We start from the raw sequence: 18,062 nt of genomic DNA, 5'->3' as shown, positions 1-18,062 counted from the left end.
GGCCGGCGGTCCGCCCTGGCTGGTGCGGAAGCGCTCGTACGGTCGCAGGGGTCAACGAGTCCGGGCGGGGGCCGGTCACGCCCACCGCCCGTGCCGAACGGGTGAAAGGGCCCGCGAGGGCGCCGCCGACCGGGTCTCACCATCCGGGAAGCGGTGGCCCGGTGGCCGGGGCCGCGCCATACTGGTGCACATGTCCAGCGCAGCGCAGCACTTCTCGTTTACCTATGGCACCGGCGGGTCCGGATGCCATGGCGCTGCCGCGTGAACGACTGACGCAGACTCCGCACAGGCGCCCCGGGCCGACAAGGCCCGGGGCGCCTGTCGTCCGTCGGGGCCGAGGTCGGCCGAGGGGCACCCCGCCCCGAGGAATGAGGACGACACCATGAGCTCCACCACCACCGCCCCCGCTTCCGTCCCTGCCCCCGCACCCGCCCATGCCCCTGCCATGGACCCCGCCGAGGCAGCCGCCGCCATCGCGAGCGCCCGGGCCCGGATCGACGACCTCGACGCCCGGATCATCGAACTGGTCAAGCAGCGCATGGCCGCCTCCGCCGAGGTGCAGGCGGCCCGGACCGCCACCGGCGGCCCCCGGCTGGCACTGGCCCGCGAGATGGAGATCCTGGAACGCTTCCGCGCGGAGCTGGGCCGACCCGGCACCGAGGTCGCCAAGCTGCTGCTGGAACTCTGCCGAGGCCGCGTCTGACCAGGGCGGATGCCACCCGCAGCCTGCCCCGGCAGGCTGCGGGCGCCCGGCCGGTAGACTGGAGGTCCAACCCCGCAGACCCGCCGGAAGGCCGCACGTGGCATCAGCGACCCCCGTACAGACCGAGCCGCCGACCGACACCGTCCTGGTCGTGGACTTCGGCGCACAGTACGCCCAGCTCATCGCTCGGCGGGTCCGCGAGGCCCGTGTCTACAGCGAGATCGTCCCGCACAGCATGCCGGTGGCGGAGATGCTGGCCAAGAACCCCAAGGCGATCATCCTCTCCGGCGGCCCCTCGTCCGTCTACGCGGACGGCGCCCCCGCGGTGGAGCGGGAGCTGTTCGAGGCCGGGGTGCCGGTCTTCGGCATCTGCTACGGCTTCCAGGCGATGGCCCTGGCCATGGGCGGCACCGTCGCCCACACCGGGCTCCGCGAGTACGGCCGCACCCCGATGCGGGTCTCGCAGCCCGGCTCCACCCTCTTCGAGGGCGTCCCCGGCGGCCCCTCGGTCTGGATGTCGCACGGCGACTCGGTCTCCGAGGCCCCCGAGGGGTTCACGGTCACCGCCGACACCGACGGCGCCCCGGTCGCCGCCTTCGAGTGCGACGAGCGCAGGCTGTACGGCGTCCAGTACCACCCCGAGGTGCTGCACTCCGAGCACGGCCAGCAGGTGCTGGAGCACTTCCTCTACCGTGGCGCGGGCCTGGCCCCGTCCTGGACCACCAGCAATGTGGTGGAGGAGTCGGTCGAGGCGGTCCGCGCCCGGGTCGGCTCCAAGAAGGTCATCTGCGCCCTCTCCGGCGGCGTGGACTCCGCGGTTGCCGCCGCCCTGGTCCAGAAGGCCGTCGGCTCCCAGCTGACCTGCGTCTTCGTCGACCATGGCCTGCTCCGCAAGGGCGAGGCCGAGCAGGTCGAGAAGGACTTCGTGGCCGCCACCGGCGTGCAGCTGAAGGTGGTGGACGCGCAGGAGCGCTTCCTGACCGCGCTGGCCGGGGTCGCCGACCCCGAGCAGAAGCGCAAGATCATCGGCCGGGAGTTCATCCGGGTCTTCGAGCAGGCGTCCCGCGAGGTGGTCGAGGAGGCGGGTGCCACCGGCGAGCCGGTGGAGTTCCTGGTCCAGGGCACCCTCTACCCCGATGTGGTGGAGTCCGGCGGCGGAACCGGCACCGCCAACATCAAGTCCCACCACAATGTCGGCGGCCTCCCCGAGGACATGCAGTTCCAGCTGGTGGAGCCGCTGCGCCGGCTCTTCAAGGACGAGGTCCGGATGGTCGGCCTGGAGCTGGGCCTGCCGCCGGAGATCGTCTGGCGCCAGCCCTTCCCGGGCCCCGGCCTGGGCATCCGGATCGTCGGCGAGGTCACCCGGGAGCGGCTGGAGCTGCTCCGCGAGGCCGACGCCATCGCCCGCGCCGAGCTGAGCGCGGCCGGTCTGGACCGCGACATCTGGCAGTGCCCGGTGGTGCTGCTCGCCGATGTCCGCTCGGTCGGCGTCCAGGGCGACGGCCGGACCTACGGCCACCCGGTGGTGCTCCGCCCGGTCTCGTCCGAGGACGCCATGACGGCCGACTGGTCGCGGGTGCCGTACGACGTGCTGGCGAAGATCTCCACCCGCATCACCAATGAGGTCGCCGACGTCAACCGGGTGGTGCTGGACGTCACCAGCAAGCCCCCGGGCACCATCGAGTGGGAGTGATCCCCTCCCCCTGCCGACGGCCGCGCCGCCCCCGAGCTTCCTCGGGTGGCGGCGCGGCCGTTTTTCCGGGCGCCCGCTCGATCCGCCACCCGCTGCACTGAACCTCTGACCACTCCGCTGCGTGCTATCTGTGGCCAAAAGTGTGCGCGTCCGGGCAGGATCGGCAGCGGACGGCGGGAGAGGTGCGGGTATGGCGGACATATCGGGCGTGGACACGGTGGCGGCCCACGGCGCGCGGCGGCGCAGGGGCCGGTCGGCGCAGTCCCCCGAGGACGGCGGGTGGCGGGGGCGGGGCGCCCGGTACGCGATGCTGCCGCTGCGGCTCTTCCTGGGTGTGACCTTTCTCTACGCCGGTCTGGACAAGCTGGCCGACCCGCACTATCTGGGTGGGGCGGCCGATACGGCGTCGTTTGTGGCGCAGACGGAGGCGGTCAAGGGGGCCAGTCCGATCGGGCCGCTGCTGGACCTGGCGCTGCGGTCGCCCACGCCGTTTGCGATGGCCATGGCGTTCGGAGAGCTGGCGGTGGGGCTGGGGGCGCTGCTGGGCTTCTGGACCCGGCTGGCGGCGGTCGGCGGCGTACTGATCAACCTCTCGCTCTGGCTGACCGTCAGCTGGCAGGTGCACCCCTACTACCTGGGCAATGACCTGCCGTTTCTGATGGCCTGGGTGCCGCTGGTGCTGGCCGGAGCGCCCAATCTGTCCGTGGACGCGCTGCTGGCGAGGCGCTCCGCCCGGGAGCGGGCGGCCGGTACCGGGGCGGGCACGATCCGGCGGCGGGCGCTGATCGACGGCGGGGTGGCCGCCGTCGCGGTGGCGGGCACCGGGCTGGTCGCGGGGTCGCTGGCGGCCCGGCTCGGTCGCGGCAGCGGCCCGGCGGTGGCCGACGGCGCGGTGTCGCCCGGTACCGGCTCGGGTGCGGGCGCGGGCACGGCCTCGGGTGCGGGCGGGGGCGCCGATGCGGGCGGGGGCGCCGGCGCCACCGCGCCCGAGCCGCCCGCCGGTGGTGCCGCGCCCTCGGTGGCGGCGGCCGAGGTCAAGGTCGGCGGTGCGGTCCGGACCACCGATCCGGCGACCGGTGACGCCGTCTATGTGCTCCAGCCGCAGCAGGGCCGCTACACGGCGCTCTCGGCGGTCTGCCCGCACGCCCAGTGCGTGGTGAACGCGCCCAAGGACGGCAAGCTGGTCTGCCCCTGCCACAACTCGGTCTTCGACGCGGCCACCGGGGCGCGGCTGGAGGGCCCGGCCGCCACCGGACTGGCGACCTATGGCATCACCCGCAGCGGCGACCGGCTGCAACTGGGCAAGCGCCAGAGCTGACCGGGCCCGGCCGCAGCCGCAGCCGCAGTCGGTGCCCGGCGGTTGGGCCGGACGGGTGAGACCGTTCAGCGGTCGTCGTCGCCGGACGCCATGAACTGCGGCGGCGGGACCTCCCCGAACTCGGCCTCCGCTGCCGCCTCCGCTGCGGCCGCCTGGCGGTTCCGCCGCGCCATCCGGGCCACCGCCCCGGCCAGCCCGGCGGTGCCCAGCGCGATCAGGGCGACCGGGATCACGATGTGCCCGTTCACCGACCGGTCGTTGAGCGATGCGATCAGGTACACCACCGCGATGGCGGTGAAGGTGAGACCGGCGATGAGCGAGAAGATGTCGACCTCGTGGCGCTTCACTGGCGGACCACCCTTACGTCTCCCAGCCCGACCTTGAGGTCGAGGGTGATGGTGCCCTTCGATTCTGCGCCGCCGAGCGGCGGCAGGTTGGCCCGGTGCTCAGTGCCCACCCCTCCGATGCGGTCGCCCCCCGGCAGCTGGACCTCGCCCGCCGCGCTGTGCACGACCACCCGCAGCGTGACGTTGTTCGGCACGGTGACGGTGAGGTCGCCGGCGCCGAGCCGCACGCTGGTGGCGACGGTGGCGCCGGCCGGGTCGATCCGGCTGAGGTCCAGGCGGGCGTTGCCCGCCCCCAGGCTGTAGGTCCGCTCCACCTGGGAGACATCGGCCGGTACCCAGATGCGCTCGCCCACGGACGCCCTGATCGGCAGGTCGACGGTGCCTGCGGCGGCCAGCGCCAGGGTGGTGAGCAGGGCGGGCAGCACCAGCCCCCGCACCCGTCCCCACCGGGTGGCGATCAGCAGCGCAAGGCCCTGCACCAGCAGGACCGCAGCCAGCACCGTGGTCAGCCGGACCTCGCCGTTCTGCCCGCCCGAGGCGGCCCACACCGCCGCGCCCGCCCCCAGCGACAGCAGCAGGGCGACCGGGCCGAGGAAGCTCCGTTCACGCTGGTACGGCGGGTGCTGCCAGGGGTGGTGCCGGGACGGGCGCATCAGGCAGGGCGCATCCGGCTCCGGCCCGGCGGATGGCCCGGCTGGCGGTGCGGTGGACGGCCCGGCGCCGGGCTTGCGCAGCGGGTCGCCGGCTGGCAGGTCCTCGCGCTGCCACCAGGCGGGCGCGGCGGCGGTCGGCGGCGGCGCGTCATGGGGGGCGTACGGGTTGCGCTCGGGGTGCCTCGGGTCCCAGCGGTAGCCGGTCGGCGACTGGGCGGCCCGCCGCACCTCCTCCCGCCGTACCGCCCACTCGTCGCGGAACTGCTGACGCTGCTGCCGCCACTGCGCGTGCCACTCCTGCCGCCAGGCGCGCATCTCCTCGCGGTCGAGGTGCCGGTCGTACGGGCCCTGCGAGCGGCGCGACTGGCGATCGCCCTCGCGGTGGCCGCGCCGCTCGGGGTCGTACCGCACCGCGAAGAAGATCAGCACGCCGAGCAGCAGCAGCGGGAAGAGGTGGTCGCCACGGTCCATCCAGGAGAAGAAGACACCGGTGCCGATCACGGTGAGCAGGACCGCGCCGATCGACTGGGCGTCCACCTGGCCGGTGAGCACCCGCTGGATCTCGGTCTTGCGGGACCCCTCGGCGGGGACGATCAGCCAGGCCAGGCCGTACAGGAACAGCCCGAGGCCGCCGGAGAGGCAGAGCACCGCGACCACCACCCGGAAGACCACCGGGTCGATGTCGAGATGGCGGCCGAGACCGCCGCAGACCCCGGCCACCACCCGGTGGCGGTCGCTGCGTACCAGCGGTGGGCGGGGTGCGTCGGGGCCGTCCTCGGCGGCGGTGGCGCCGCCGGACGCGCCCGACCCGGTGCCGTCGCCCCCTCGGTCCCCGGTCGCCTGTCGCTGCTCGCGTCCACTGCGACTCGCTGCGGCTTCGCCGGGGGCGGCGGGCCCTTCGGCCGGCGAGGGTGGCGTGCGGTCGTCCGTCATGGTTCCATCCTGCGGGTGCGGGCGGCCGGGACCAACCGGTTGCACCCCTGCTCCGACCCTGATCTCTCCCTGAGAGAGTTGAGGGGCGTGACCCTGATGCGCGCGCCCCCGCGCCCGTGTGACGATCGGTGGCGTGGCAGCACCCGGCACCGACCCCTCCGCCAGCACCGGCCCCTCCGCCGAACCCTTCTCCGCACCCCCCTCAGCCAGCACCGCCCCCTCAGCCCCCTCGGCCCCCGCCGCGCCTTCCGCGCCTTCCGCCGCCGCCGAGCCCGCCGCGCCGCTGGGCGCCACCGGGCCCTCCGGTGTGTCCGCGCCGGCGGCCGGGGAGGAGCGGCCCCCGTATCGCAAGCTCTACCGCAGCCCGCAGCAGCGGGTGGTCGGCGGGGTGGCGGGCGGCCTCGCGGTCCACCTCGGCCTGCCGGTGGCCTGGGTGCGGATCGCCTTTGTGCTGCTCTTCTTCGCCGACGGCATAGGGGTGCTGCTCTACGCCGCCTTCTGGTTCGTGGTGCCGCTCGGCATCGGCGAACCGGCCCGGGGCGCCGGGCCCGGCGAGTGGGCGTATGTGGGCGGCGCCTTTGTACCGGGCGCGCGCGGCGAGCCGCTGCACAAGGGCGGCCGGGGCCGGATCGGCAGGCTGCGCGAGGCATTGCAGCGCACCTTCCAGGGCGAGTCCTTCGGCCTGCCGCCGGACGCGGCTGCCGCCGCCCCGCCGCGCCGCGCCACCCGGGAGAACCTCGGCCAGCTGGTGGCGCTGCTCGCCGTGGTGGTGGGCATCCTGGCGCTGCTCAACGCGCTGCACATCCAGGCGGCCAAGCCGTATGTCTGGCCGCTGCTGACCATCGGGGTGGGTGTCGCCCTGGTGTGGCGGCAGGCCGACGACTCCCGCTGGCAGCGCTGGTTCGGCCTGGACGGCAGCAAGCGCCGCACCGCCGTGATCCGGATCGTGGCCGGGGTGGTGCTGGTCGCCGCAGGCATCATCGGCCTGCTGGTGATCCAGGGCTCGGAGACGCAGCTCGGCGCGGTGCTGGAGGCGTCGCTGGCGGTGCTGGCCGGAGTGCTGGTGCTGGTGGGCCCGTACGCGCTGCGGATGTGGCAGGACCTGGGCGCCGAGCGCCGGGAGCGGATCCGGGCGCAGGAGCGGGCCGAGATCGCGGCGCATGTCCATGACTCGGTACTGCACACCCTCACCCTGATCCAGCGGCACGCCGAGGACGCCAAGGAGGTCGCCCGGCTCGCCCGCGCGCAGGAGCGCGAGCTGCGGGTGTGGCTCTACCGGCCGGAGGCGGCGGCGGAGACCCCGGACACCCTGGCCGAGCGGGTGCGCAAGGTGGCGGCCGAGGTGGAGGACCTGCACGGGGTGCCGGTGGAGGTGGTCTGCGTCGGCGACTGCCCGATGGACGAGCGGCTGTCGGCGCAGGTTCAGGCAGCGCGTGAGGCCACCGTGAACGCGGCCAAGTACGGTGGCGGGGGACCGGTCCAGGTCTACACCGAGGTCGAGGGGAGGACGGTGTGGGTGTTCGTGCGTGACCGAGGCCCCGGCTTCGACCTCGACGCGGTGCCCGAGGACCGGATGGGCGTACGGGAGTCGATCATCGGCCGGATGCGCCGCAACGGCGGCCATGCGCGGGTGCGGCCCGCGCCGGCCGGCGGCACCGAGGTCGAGTTGGAGATGGAGAGGGCGGACACATGACCGGGACCGAGGAAGCGGTCGGGGCGGGGCAGGGCCGGACGGCCCGGGTGGTGCTCGTCGACGACCACCGGATGTTCCGTACCGGGGTGCGCGCCGAGATCGGCGAGACCGCGCGTACCGGGATCGACGTGGTCGGCGAGGCGGACGACGTGGAGCAGGCGGTCCAGGTGGTCACCGCCACCCGGCCGGACGTGGTGCTGCTCGATGTGCACCTGCCGGGCGGCGGCGGGGTGGAGGTGCTGCGCCGCTGTGCGCCGCTGATGACCGAGGGGGCGGACGGCGCGGGCGCGGTGCGCTTTCTGGCGCTCTCGGTGTCGGACGCGGCGGAGGACGTCATCGGGGTGATCCGGGGCGGTGCGCGCGGCTATGTGACCAAGACCATCACCGGTGCCGACCTGGTGGCGGCGGTCTTCCGGGTCTCCGACGGCGACGCGGTCTTCTCGCCCCGGCTGGCCGGGTTCGTGCTGGACGCCTTCGCGGCCACCGACACCCCGCCGGTCGACGAGGACCTGGACCGGCTCACCCAGCGGGAGCGCGAGGTGCTCCGGCTGATCGCCCGGGGATACGCGTACAAGGAGATCGCCAAGCAGCTGTTCATCTCGGTGAAGACCGTGGAGAGCCATGTGTCGGCGGTCCTGCGCAAGCTCCAGCTGTCCAACCGGCATGAGCTGACCCGGTGGGCGACCGCCCGCCGACTGGTCTGACCGGTACCGGCGGTGCGCACCCGGCGGCCGGTGCTCCGCTGGGTAGGGTCGGTCGGGTCGCTGCCGAGAGCGGCGGCAGGCGGAAGCCCCCGACTCCGGAGGGACCGGCCCTATGCCACCCACTGTCACGCTGGAGCGCCCCTCTCGCCGCGACCCGGGCCCCGGAGCCGACCCTGACCGGCAGCCTGCGGGGGCGCGGCGCGGACAGTCCGGCCGACCCCGCCTCCAGGTGCTGGACGGGCTGCGGCTGCTGGCCGCCCTGGGGGTGCTCTCCTGGCACTACACGGGCATCCAGCAGGCCCTGGCCATCTGGGGCGGCCGGACCAGGGACGTGGTCCCGGCGGCGCACGCGGTCGGCCAGTACGGCTGGCTCGGGGTCGAGCTCTTCTTTCTGATCAGCGGCTTTGTGATCTGCATGTCCTGCTGGGGGCGGCCCGCCAGGGACCTCTTCCGGTCCCGGGTGGTGCGGCTGCTGCCCGCCTACTGGGTGGCCGTGCTGACCACCTCGGTGGTGCTCTTCCTGGTCCGGCCGCCGTGGGTGGACCAGCGGGAGCTGACGTTCAGCCGGGTGCTCTCCAATCTGACGATGGGTCAGGCTGGCCTGGCCGTCGATGACATCGACCCGGTGTACTGGACGCTCTGGGTCGAGCTCCGCTTCTATGTGCTCTTTGCGATCGTGGCCGCGTTGGGGGTGACCTACCGGCGGGTGGTGCTCTTCTGCGGCATCTGGATGTTCGCCGTGCTGCTCACCCCGCGCTCCGGGCTGCCGCTGCTGGACCTGGTGGTGATGCCGCAGTACGCGCCGTTCTTCATCGCCGGGGTGGCGATGTACCTGATGTACCGGGTGGGGCCCAACCCCCTGCTCTGGGGCATCGTCGGCTTCTCCTGGCTGGTCGCGCAGCATGAGATGCACACCCTGGTCAGGCCGTACATCAGCGGCTCCGGGCATCCGCTCTCCTTCCCGGTCGTGCTGACGGTGGTCACCGTGGCCTTCCTGGCGGTGCTCGGCACGGCCCTCGGCGCCTTCCGCCGGCTTCGGTACCCGTGGCTGACGACCGCCGGGGCGCTCACCTATCCGCTCTACCTGCTGCACCAGGAGATCGGCTGGATCGTGCTGATGAAGCTGCACGGCCTGGTCAACCCGTATCTGCTGCTGGCCGGACTGACCGCCGCGCTGCTCGCCCTCGCCTGGCTGGTCCACCGCTGGGTGGAGCGGCCCGCCGCCCGGCTGCTGCGGCGCTGGCTGGACTCCTCCTTCCACGCCCTGCGGCGTGCCGACTCCTTCGAACGGGCCGAGCGCGCCGAGCAGGCCGAGCGGGCTGCCCCGGGCGGCGCGGCCTGACCCCTGGGGGCGCGGGCGGGCCGTCTGGGGCGGCTGAGTACCATCGGCCGGGTGGACGTGCTCATCAAGTTCTTTGTCGCCCTGCACATCATCGGCATAGCCGCTCTGCTCGGCGGGTTCCTCACCCAGCTGAAGAGCCTGAAGGCCGGACAGGGCCGGGTGGTGCCTGCCATGGTGCACGGCGCGCTGACCATGCTGGTGACCGGCATGGTGCTGGTGGGGCTCAACGAGGCGAACCACCACCACCCCAATATGATCAAGATCGGTGTCAAGCTCGCCGTGCTGGTGGCGGTGCTGCTGCTGGTCTGGGTCAACCGGGACGAGGAGAAGGCATCCGGCGGCGTGGTCGGCGCCATCGGCGGGCTGACCGCCCTCAATATCTTCATCGCCACTCTCTGGACCTGAGCCGCCCGCTGACCTGAGCCGCCCGCTGTCCTGAGCCGCCCGCCGGCGGCCACCCCGAAAACCGTTCGCGGTGGCCGGACGGCCCACGCCAGGATGGCGCGCATGGAGAGCTGGGAGCACCTGGTCACCGAGCACACCGTCCTCTCGGTGATCGTCGGCTCGCGTGCGTTCGGCCTGGCCACCGAGGCGTCCGACACCGACCGGCGCGGCATCTTCGTGACGCCCACCAGCGCGTTCTGGCGGCTGGAGAAGCCCCCGCGCCACCTGGCCGGACCGCTCCCCGAGCAGTTCAGCTGGGAGGTCGAGCGGATCTGCGAACTGGCGCTGGCCGGTAACCCCAGCGCGCTCGAAGTGCTGCACTCCCCGCTGGTCGAGCACACCACCCCGGTGGGGGACGAGCTGCGCGCCCTCGCTCCAGCCTTCCTCTCCCGGCGCATCCACCGCACCTTCGTCCGCCACGCCGACAGCCAGTTCGCCAGGGCCGAGGCCCGGCGGGCCAGGGGCGAGCAGCCCAAGGGCAAGCACCTGCTGCATCTGCTGCGGCTGCTGGCCTGCTGCGCCGGGCTGCTGGAGACCGGGCGGCTGCGGCTGGACGTCGGCGAGGAGCGTGCGGCGCTGCTCGCCGTGGGCAGGGGAGAGATCGACTGGGACGAGATCGGCGTCCGCCGCGACCGGCTCACCCGCCGGGCCGACGCCGCCCTGGCGGACAGCCCGCTGCCCGCCGAGCCCGACACCGCGCGGGTCGAGGAGTGGCTGGTCTCGGTGCGGCGCCGGACACTGGACGCCGAGAGGGTGAGCCCATGATGACCAGCGGGACGACAGTGGCAAAGGACGTACTCACGGCGGCGGGGGTGCCGGAGCTGGGTGAGGTGCTGGCGGAGGAGGTGGAGCAGCCGCTGGTCTTCGCCACGGTCTCCGGCGCCCATCTGTACGGCTTCCCGTCCGCCGACTCCGATGTGGATCTGCGCGGCGCCCATCTGCTGCCGGTCGAGGAGCTGGTGGGGCTGGAGACGCCCCGGGACACCCAGAGCCGGATGTGGCTGCGGCAGGGCGTCGAACTGGACCTGGTCACCCATGACCTGGCCAAGTTCGCCCGGCTGATGCTGCGGCGCAACGGCTATGTGCTGGAGCAGCTGCTCTCCCCGCTGGTCGTCCGCACCACACCGGTCCACCGGGAGCTGGCCGCGCTCGCCCCCACCGTGCTCACCCGGCACCACGCCCACCACTACCGGGGCTTCGCCCGCACCCAGTGGCGGATCTTCGAGCGCACCGACGAGCTGAAGCCGCTGCTGTACACCTTCCGGGCGCTGCTCACCGGCATCCACCTGATGCGCAGCGGCGAGGTGCAGGCCCATCTGTCGACCCTGGCCGGCGAGATCCCGTCGGCGCCCCCGTATCTGCGGGACCTGGTCGCGGCCAAGGCGTCCGCCGAGAACGCGCTCCGCACCGAGCTGCCGGGGGCGCCCGACCGGGAGCGGCTGCGGGCCGCCGTGGAGGCGCTTCAGGCGGAGCTGGACGAGGCCGAGCGGGAGAGCGGCCTGCCCGATCGGCAGGGCGGCCACCGGGAGCTGCATGAGCTGGTGGTGCGGGCGCGGCTGGGATCGGAGGAGCGGCGGACCGGTGTCGGAGGCAGGTCATAGACTCGGGGGGCGATGAGTAGCCTCTTTGACGACATCCCCCTCCCCGGCCTCGACGGCCTCGCCACCGGGCCCGGGGGCGTCCCCGCGCGGCCCGCCGCCTTCACGGCCGAGGAGCCGCCGCCGCACCCGGAGGAGGACGGCTTCGCGCCCTACGGGGCCGGGCCGGATGAGCCGGGCCCCTACGGGGAGGCCTCCGAGGACGAGGCCCCCTATGAGGCCCCTTATGAGGAGGCCATCCCCGCCGACCTCTTCCAGGGCGACTTCACCGGCCCGGTGGACCGGGACGCGTACCACGCCAACGGGGCGCCGCGCACGGTGGTGGACCCGGCGCAGCTGCTGGACGGGATGAACCCGCCGCAGCGCGAGGCCGTGGTGCACTCCGGCTCGCCGCTGCTCATCGTGGCCGGAGCGGGCTCCGGCAAGACCCGGGTGCTCACCCACCGCATCGCCTATCTGCTGGCGGCGCGCGGGGCCCGGCCCGGCGAGATCCTGGCCATCACCTTCACCAACAAGGCCGCCGGCGAGATGCGGGAGCGCGTCGAGCACCTGGTGGGCCCGCGGGCCAAGGCGATGTGGGTCTCCACCTTTCACAGCGCCTGTGTGCGCATCCTGCGGCGGGAGAGCAAGCGGCTGGGCTTCACCTCCAGCTTCTCCATCTACGACGCCGCCGACGCGCAGCGGCTGATGTCGCTGGTCTGCCGCGACCTGGACCTGGACCCCAAGCAGTACCCGCCGAAGTCCTTCACCGCCAAGGTCTCCAACCTCAAGAACGAGCTGGTCGACGAGGAGACCTACGCCGACCGGGCGGCCAACCCGATGGAGCGGAAGCTGGCCGAGGCGTACGCCCTCTACCAGCGACGGCTCCGCGAGGCCAACGCCCTGGACTTCGACGACATCATCATGACCACCGTCCACCTGCTCCAGGCATTCCCCGAGGTGGCGGAGCACTACCGGCGGCGGTTCCGGCACATCCTGGTCGACGAGTACCAGGACACCAACCACGCCCAGTACATGCTGGTGCGTGAGCTGACCGGCGGTGCCGTCGGCCAGGCACCGAAGCGGACCGTGGACGGCGATCTGGTCCGGCCGGAGGAGGAGGGCCTGGCCGAGCTGCCGCCCGCCGAGCTGTGCGTGGTGGGCGACGCAGACCAGTCGATCTACGCCTTCCGGGGTGCGACCATCCGCAACATCCTCCAGTTCGAGGAGGACTACCCGGACGCCACCACCATCCTGCTGGAGCAGAACTACCGCTCCACCCAGACCATCCTCACCGCCGCCAACGCGGTGATCGAGCGGAACACCAACCGGCGTGCCAAGAACCTCTGGACGGCCGGGGCGGACGGGGCGAAGATCGTCGGCTATGTCGCCGACGACGAGCACAGCGAGGCCCAGTTCGCCGCCGAGGAGATCGACCGGCTGACCGACGCCGGCGATGCCCGGCCCGGCGACGTCGCCGTCTTCTACCGCACCAATGCGCAGTCCCGCGTCTTCGAGGAGGTGTTCATCCGGGTCGGCCTGCCGTACAAGGTGGTCGGCGGGGTGCGCTTCTACGAGCGCAGGGAGGTCCGGGACGTCCTCGCCTATCTGAGGCTGCTCGCCAACCCCGAGGACACCGTCCCGCTGCGCCGCATCCTCAATGTGCCCAAGCGCGGCATCGGCGACCGCGCCGAGGCGATGATCGACGCGCTGGCGCTGCGCGAGCGGATCTCCTTCGCCCAGGCGCTGCGCCGGGTGGACGAGGCGTACGGCATGGCCGCGCGGTCCGCCAACGCGGTGAAGAAGTTCAACGACCTGATGGAGAAGCTGCGCTCCATCGCCGAGGGCGGCGCCGGTCCGGCCACCGTGCTGGAGGCGGTGCTGGAGGAGACCGGCTACCTCGCGGAACTCCAGGCGTCCACCGACCCGCAGGACGAGACCCGGATCGAGAACCTCCAGGAACTGGCCGCCGTCGCCCTGGAGTTCGAGCAGGAGAACACCGAAGGCACCCTGTCGGACTTCCTGGAGCAGGTCGCCCTGGTCGCCGACTCCGACCAGATCCCGGACCAGGACGAGGAGGGCGAGGCACAGGGCGTCATCACCCTGATGACCCTGCACACCGCCAAGGGCCTGGAGTTCCCGGTGGTCTTCCTCACCGGCATGGAGGACGGCGTCTTCCCGCATATGCGCGCCCTCGGCCAGGCCAAGGAGCTGGAGGAGGAGCGGCGCCTCGCCTATGTCGGGGTGACCCGGGCCCGGGAGCGGCTGTACCTCACCCGGTCGGTGATGCGCAGCGCCTGGGGCCAGCCCTCGTACAACCCCGCGTCGCGGTTCCTGGAGGAGATCCCGGAGGCGCTGATCGACTGGAAGCGGTCCGGCGCTGCGGCGGCGCCGCCGTCCACCGGGGTGCTGGGCGGGGTGACCGGGGCCAGGGGCTCCTCCTCGGCGTCGGCCTCGCCGAGGGCGGGATGGGGCAAGTCCGCCCGCAAGGTGCAGGAGCGGGAGGTGGTGGCGCTGGCCGTGGGCGACCGGGTCAGCCATGACACCTTCGGGCTGGGCACCGTGGTCGAGGCCACCGGGGCCGGTGACAAGGCGCAGGCGACGATCGACTTCGGCGGGTCCGGGAAGAAGCGGCTGCTGCTGCGCTACGCACCGGTGGAGAAGCTGTAGCGGGGGCCGGGGGCCGGGGGGCCCGCTGCGGAGGGCGGGTGGCTGCTCAGCGCGGGTTGAGCCCGTGGCTGAGCAGCCAGGGGATCGGGTCCACGGCGGGGGCGCCGTCACCGGGGTGCACCTCGAAGTGCATATGCGGGCCGGTGCTGTTGCCGCTGCTGCCGGAGTAGGCGATGGTGTCGCCGGCCTTCACCTTGCCCGAGCGGATCCGGTACGAGCTGAGGTGGCAGTACCAGGTCTCGGTGCCGTCGGACGCGGTGACGATCGCCATATAGCCGTACGCCGAGTTCCACTGGGTGCGCACGGTGCCGTCGGTGGCGGCGCGGACGTCGGTGCCCCAGCTCACCGGGAAGTCGATGCCGGTGTGCAGCGCCGCCCAGTGGGTGCCGGCCATGCCGAAGGTGGCGGAGAGGCCGTGCTCGGCGACCGGCAGCACAAACTTGGGGCGCAGGGCCTCCTTGCGCTTCTTCTCGTCCTCCTGCCGCTTCTTCAGGTCGATGCGGGCCTGGTTGCGGCTCACCCGGCCGGCGAAGTCGTCGGCGTTCTTGCGCAGCCCGGCCAGCTGGGTGTCCAGCTTGGAGGAGAGCGCCACCGCGGCCTTGGGCGAGGGGGTGGCCTCCGGGGTGCCGGCGGCGGAGTCATGCGAGGAGCCCTGGTCGGGGATGCTCACCGTGACGGCGGCGGCTGCGGCCACGCCCATCACGGCGACCGACGGGACGGCGATGGTCAGCAGGGCCGAGCGCCGGGCGGTGCGGGGCTTGCTGCGGGCCGCCCGGGCGGCGGCCCGGCCGCCCACCGGCGGCGCTGCGGCCTGCATGGCCTGTGTGGTCTGTGTCGTCTGCGTGGCCTGTACCGCTGCCGCTGCCGCTGCGGGCTCGGGGGCGGCGGTCCCGTCGTGGGGCGCCTCGTCGTACTCGTCCTCGTACGGGTACTCGTCGTAGGCGAAACCGTCCTGCCCGTCCTGGCCTGCGAAGTCCTGGGCAGCGGAGTCCTGCCCTGCGAAGTCCTGGGCGGCGGAGTCCTGGGTGGTGCCGTACTCGGTGTATGTCCCGTATCCCTGCACGGCGGTGTCCTGCGGGTAGCCGTCGTAGCCCACGGCGCCGTACAGGTCCGGTGTGGTGTACGCGCCGGTGGCGTCCGGGGAGGTGAGGGTGGCGGTGCCCCAGGAGACGTCCGCCGAGGGGTCGGCGGACCAGGACGTCTCGGCGGTGCCATAGCCGTAGGCGGTCGCATACGGGTCCTGCTGCCAGCCCTCGGCCGTGGTGGTGGCGGCGGTGGTCCAGGTGCCGGTCTGCTCGGCGGTCACCCCGCCGTAGCCGTACCAGGCGCCGGTGGTGTCGTAGGTGGTGCCGGTGTACCCGGTGTACTCGGTGGGCCGGGCGTACTCGGTGGGCTCGGCGTAGTCGGTGTACTCGGCGTACGACTGGTCAGGTGCGGCAGGAGGCGGAAAGACAGCCCCGGCACCCTGGCCTTCGTACGCCACCGGCTCAACTTTCGCCTCGACAGCAGGAGAACAGCGGCGACTGTATCCCCGAAGACGGACCGGCGACAATCTTTCCAGCCAGACCGGGTGTCCGGCGGGAGTCGGGTGGGAGGGCTGCGGGGCAACCGGGCGAACCGGGTCGGCCGGATCGGCTTGCGGAGGCGTGAACACGCAGTGCATGCGTTCGGTTGTGACTTTGCCCTCCCCCCGGTCCGCGAAACGGCGCTCCGGCACGGGTGGCGCTACCCTCCCTCCAGGGATGTTATTGAGTGTTAACGCAAGTCCCGTACAGATCTGGAGGCAGGAATGGGAGTGTCCGGACCGATCCGCGTGGTCGTCGCCAAGCCGGGTCTCGACGGCCACGACCGCGGGGCCAAGGTCATTGCGCGTGCGCTGCGGGACGCCGGTATGGAGGTCATCTACACCGGTCTGCACCAGACTCCGGAGCAGATCGTGGACACCGCCATCCAGGAGGACGCCGACGGCATCGGCCTGTCGATCCTCTCCGGTGCCCATATGACGCTCTGCGCCAAGGTGATGGCGCTGCTCAAGGAGCAGGACGCCGCCGACATCAAGGTCTTCGTCGGCGGCATCATCCCCGACGGCGACGTCCCCGAGCTGAAGGCCATGGGGGTCGCCGACATCTTCACCCCCGGCACCCCCACCCGGGATGTCGTCGCCTGGGTCGAGGCCAATCTGCGTACCTCCTCCGCCGCCTGACGGACCGCCTGCCGGACCAGCTGTCGGACCAGCTGTCGGATCGGCTGCCGGTGCCCGGCGGGCGCCGGTCAGCCGAGTTCGGCGAGCATCGCCGCGCGGAAGCGCAGGGTCCCGGCCAGCCGGGTGAAGGTCTCGGTCCATGCCGCGCCGCCCTCCGCCGCCGAGGCCAGCGCCGCCACCCGGTCCGCGTCCTCCGGGGCCAGGGCGCGCTCGGCCATGCCCAGCACCCCGCTGTGGCTCCACGGATAGGCCCCGGAACCGGCCGCCCGCTCCAGCGCGCCGACCACTGCCGCGCCCAGCCGGGGCGACCATGGCACCGCGCAGGCACCCAGCATCTGGAACGCCTCGCCCAACCCGTGGACCTCCACGAACGCCGCCGTCCAGGCGGCCCGCTCCTCCGGCTCCAGCACCGCCAGCAGCTTCGCCGGAGCACCCGAGGCACGACCCCCGCCCCGGCCGCCCGGCCGGGGCGGCGGCCCCAGCAGCGCCCGCGCCCAGCCCGCGTCGTGCTGCCGCACCGCAGCCCGGGCCCATGCCTCCCGCAGGTCGTCGCCCCAGCCGTCGGCGACCGGCAGCGTCAGCAGCAGCTCCGGGCTGCGGCCGGTCTCGCGGGTCCAGAGGGAGAGCGGTGCGGCGGCCAGGATCTCGCCCAGCCACCAGGCCCGCTCACCCCGCCCGGTGGGTGAGGTGAGGGCGATGCCGTCCCGCTGCATCGCCTCGTCGCAGACGGCGGGCGGCTCGACCGCGAAGACCTCCCCGGTGGGGCCGCGCCGCAGTCGGACGGCGGCCCTGGCCCGGTCGGCCATGCGGGCGGCCAGCGCCGAACCGGGCAGCGTGGACAGCAGCTCGGCGGCGGTCAGCCGGACGTTCTTGCTGCGGTCGCCGAGTGCCGCCTCCAGAAACGGCTCGTCGGCTGCGGTCAGCCGCTCCTGGAGGGCGTCCAGGAAGAGCAGCCGGTCCTCGGCTCGCTCGGTGGACCAGGTGGAGCGCAGCAGATCCAGGGCGGCCGCCGGATCGCGGCGGCGCAGCCGGGTGAGATGGGTGACCCGCTCGGCGAACAGCCCCTCGTGCCAGATGGCGTCGCCGTCCGGCGGCTGCCCGCCGTCCGCTGCCGTGGCCTCCGGAACCGTCCGGAGCACAAACCGCCAGTCGGGGTTCCGCTCCGCCAGCCAGCGGCCCAGCGGACCGGCCAGCGCCACCGCGTCCGGCCGCAGCTCGCTGCGGGCCCGGGCGGCGTCCAGCAGTGCGGGCAGCAGTGGCGCGGGCGCTCGGAAGCCCCGGGCGCGGGCCGCGCCGAGCCACTGCGGCAGCAGCTCGGCGAGGTTGGCCGCCGTGCCTGCTGTGGCCGCCGCAGCCGCCGAGGCGCTGCGGTCGGCGAGCAGCATCCCGAGCCGCCGCCGGGCCGGCTCGGGCAGCGGCGGACGGGGGTCGTCCGAGGCCGGCTCGGGTGTCGGATTCGGCGGCGCGGACGCGGGCGCGGGCGCGGTGGCGGGCCGCAGTCCCGCCCGGCGGTGCACCGTGCTGAGCGCGGCCACCGCGAGCAGCGCGGCGGCCGGGTCGGAGCGGTCGACGGCTGCGGCGGCCCCGGCCAGGGCGGGGGTGCCGGTGAGGCCGGGCACCGGCCGCCGGTCCGTCCCCAGCAGCGCGGTGGCCACCAGCGCCTCCCATGCGTCGGCCTGCTGGGTCTGCCCAGTCTGCTGGGTCTGCGGTGCGGTCATCGGCGGGGTCATCGGCGGGGTCATCGGCGGGGTCTCCCTTCGACGGGCGGGCGGTTGGGCGGGT

General features: G+C 73.5%; 15 protein-coding genes and 1 pseudogene. 12 read left to right on the top strand and 4 right to left on the bottom strand.

What is annotated here, in order from left to right:
* Positions 1-382: 382 nt before the first annotated feature.
* The 4 genes and pseudogenes from C7M71_RS11520 to C7M71_RS33190 all read left to right on the top strand — a co-directional run bounded on the left by C7M71_RS11520 (position 383) and on the right by C7M71_RS33190 (position 3,714).
* Complete coding sequence (locus C7M71_RS11520) at positions 383-703, top strand: chorismate mutase (protein ID WP_111493022.1); 321 nt, start codon at positions 383-385, stop codon at positions 701-703.
* Positions 704-800: 97 nt separating this feature from the next.
* Positions 801-2,396: a glutamine-hydrolyzing GMP synthase gene (guaA, locus tag C7M71_RS11515; RefSeq protein WP_111493021.1), complete on the top strand. Its 1,596-nt coding sequence runs from the start codon at positions 801-803 to the stop codon at positions 2,394-2,396.
* Positions 2,397-2,586: 190 nt separating this feature from the next.
* Positions 2,587-3,141: pseudogene (locus C7M71_RS33195) on the top strand (DoxX family protein); the annotation flags it as partial.
* Positions 3,142-3,192: 51 nt separating this feature from the next.
* Entirely contained in the window at positions 3,193-3,714 is a 522-nt protein-coding gene (locus tag C7M71_RS33190; protein ID WP_407675980.1) for a Rieske (2Fe-2S) protein, read from the top strand.
* Between the two features lie 65 nt (positions 3,715-3,779).
* Here the strand turns inward: C7M71_RS33190 and C7M71_RS11505 are convergent, their stop codons facing one another.
* Together C7M71_RS11505 and C7M71_RS11500 are read right to left on the bottom strand one after the other, a co-directional pair.
* Positions 3,780-4,061, bottom strand: coding sequence for a hypothetical protein (locus C7M71_RS11505; RefSeq protein ID WP_111495372.1), 282 nt, complete (start codon positions 4,059-4,061; stop codon positions 3,780-3,782).
* Positions 4,058-5,647, bottom strand: coding sequence for a PspC domain-containing protein (locus C7M71_RS11500; RefSeq protein ID WP_111495374.1), 1,590 nt, complete (start codon positions 5,645-5,647; stop codon positions 4,058-4,060). The genes C7M71_RS11505 and C7M71_RS11500 overlap by 4 nt, the downstream gene beginning before the upstream one ends.
* Before the next feature lie 307 nt (positions 5,648-5,954).
* Between C7M71_RS11500 and C7M71_RS11495 the strand changes: the two genes are divergently transcribed.
* The 7 genes from C7M71_RS11495 to pcrA all read left to right on the top strand — a co-directional run bounded on the left by C7M71_RS11495 (position 5,955) and on the right by pcrA (position 14,077).
* Positions 5,955-7,340 (top strand): ATP-binding protein, encoded by a 1,386-nt coding sequence (locus C7M71_RS11495; RefSeq protein ID WP_111492892.1) that lies wholly within the window; start codon positions 5,955-5,957, stop codon positions 7,338-7,340.
* Positions 7,337-8,044: a LuxR C-terminal-related transcriptional regulator gene (locus C7M71_RS11490; protein WP_111492890.1), complete on the top strand. Its 708-nt coding sequence runs from the start codon at positions 7,337-7,339 to the stop codon at positions 8,042-8,044. Before C7M71_RS11495 ends, C7M71_RS11490 begins: the two co-directional genes overlap by 4 nt.
* A gap of 112 nt (positions 8,045-8,156) precedes the next feature.
* Complete coding sequence (locus tag C7M71_RS11485; RefSeq protein WP_111492889.1) at positions 8,157-9,386, top strand: acyltransferase family protein; 1,230 nt, start codon at positions 8,157-8,159, stop codon at positions 9,384-9,386.
* 51 nt (positions 9,387-9,437) lie between these two features.
* Positions 9,438-9,791, top strand: coding sequence for a hypothetical protein (locus C7M71_RS11480; RefSeq protein WP_111492888.1), 354 nt, complete (start codon positions 9,438-9,440; stop codon positions 9,789-9,791).
* 93 nt (positions 9,792-9,884) lie between these two features.
* Complete coding sequence (locus C7M71_RS11475) at positions 9,885-10,595, top strand: nucleotidyltransferase domain-containing protein (RefSeq protein WP_265737653.1); 711 nt, start codon at positions 9,885-9,887, stop codon at positions 10,593-10,595.
* On the top strand, positions 10,592-11,431 hold the full coding sequence (locus C7M71_RS11470; RefSeq protein ID WP_229758670.1) for a nucleotidyltransferase domain-containing protein: 840 nt from the start codon (positions 10,592-10,594) through the stop codon (positions 11,429-11,431). The genes C7M71_RS11475 and C7M71_RS11470 overlap by 4 nt, the downstream gene beginning before the upstream one ends.
* A gap of 12 nt (positions 11,432-11,443) precedes the next feature.
* Positions 11,444-14,077: a DNA helicase PcrA gene (gene pcrA / locus C7M71_RS11465; RefSeq protein WP_229758669.1), complete on the top strand. Its 2,634-nt coding sequence runs from the start codon at positions 11,444-11,446 to the stop codon at positions 14,075-14,077.
* Positions 14,078-14,123: 46 nt separating this feature from the next.
* On the opposite strand, the gene C7M71_RS11460 is transcribed toward pcrA, so the two are convergent.
* Positions 14,124-15,560 (bottom strand): M23 family metallopeptidase, encoded by a 1,437-nt coding sequence (locus C7M71_RS11460; protein ID WP_229758668.1) that lies wholly within the window; start codon positions 15,558-15,560, stop codon positions 14,124-14,126.
* 306 nt (positions 15,561-15,866) lie between these two features.
* On the opposite strand from C7M71_RS11460, the gene C7M71_RS11455 reads away from it, so the two are divergent.
* Entirely contained in the window at positions 15,867-16,280 is a 414-nt protein-coding gene (locus tag C7M71_RS11455; protein WP_111492884.1) for a cobalamin B12-binding domain-containing protein, read from the top strand.
* A gap of 68 nt (positions 16,281-16,348) precedes the next feature.
* Here the strand turns inward: C7M71_RS11455 and C7M71_RS11450 are convergent, their stop codons facing one another.
* Positions 16,349-18,022, bottom strand: a complete 1,674-nt coding sequence (locus C7M71_RS11450; RefSeq protein ID WP_407675889.1) for a DUF5691 domain-containing protein — start codon at positions 18,020-18,022, stop codon at positions 16,349-16,351.
* Positions 18,023-18,062: the final 40 nt, after the last annotated feature.

Source organism: Peterkaempfera bronchialis (assembly GCF_003258605.2).
GTDB classification, from domain to species: Bacteria; Actinomycetota; Actinomycetes; order Streptomycetales; family Streptomycetaceae; genus Peterkaempfera; species Peterkaempfera bronchialis.
Note: the sequence above shows the minus strand (reverse complement) of the source record. Positions and strands in the feature narration are given on the sequence as shown.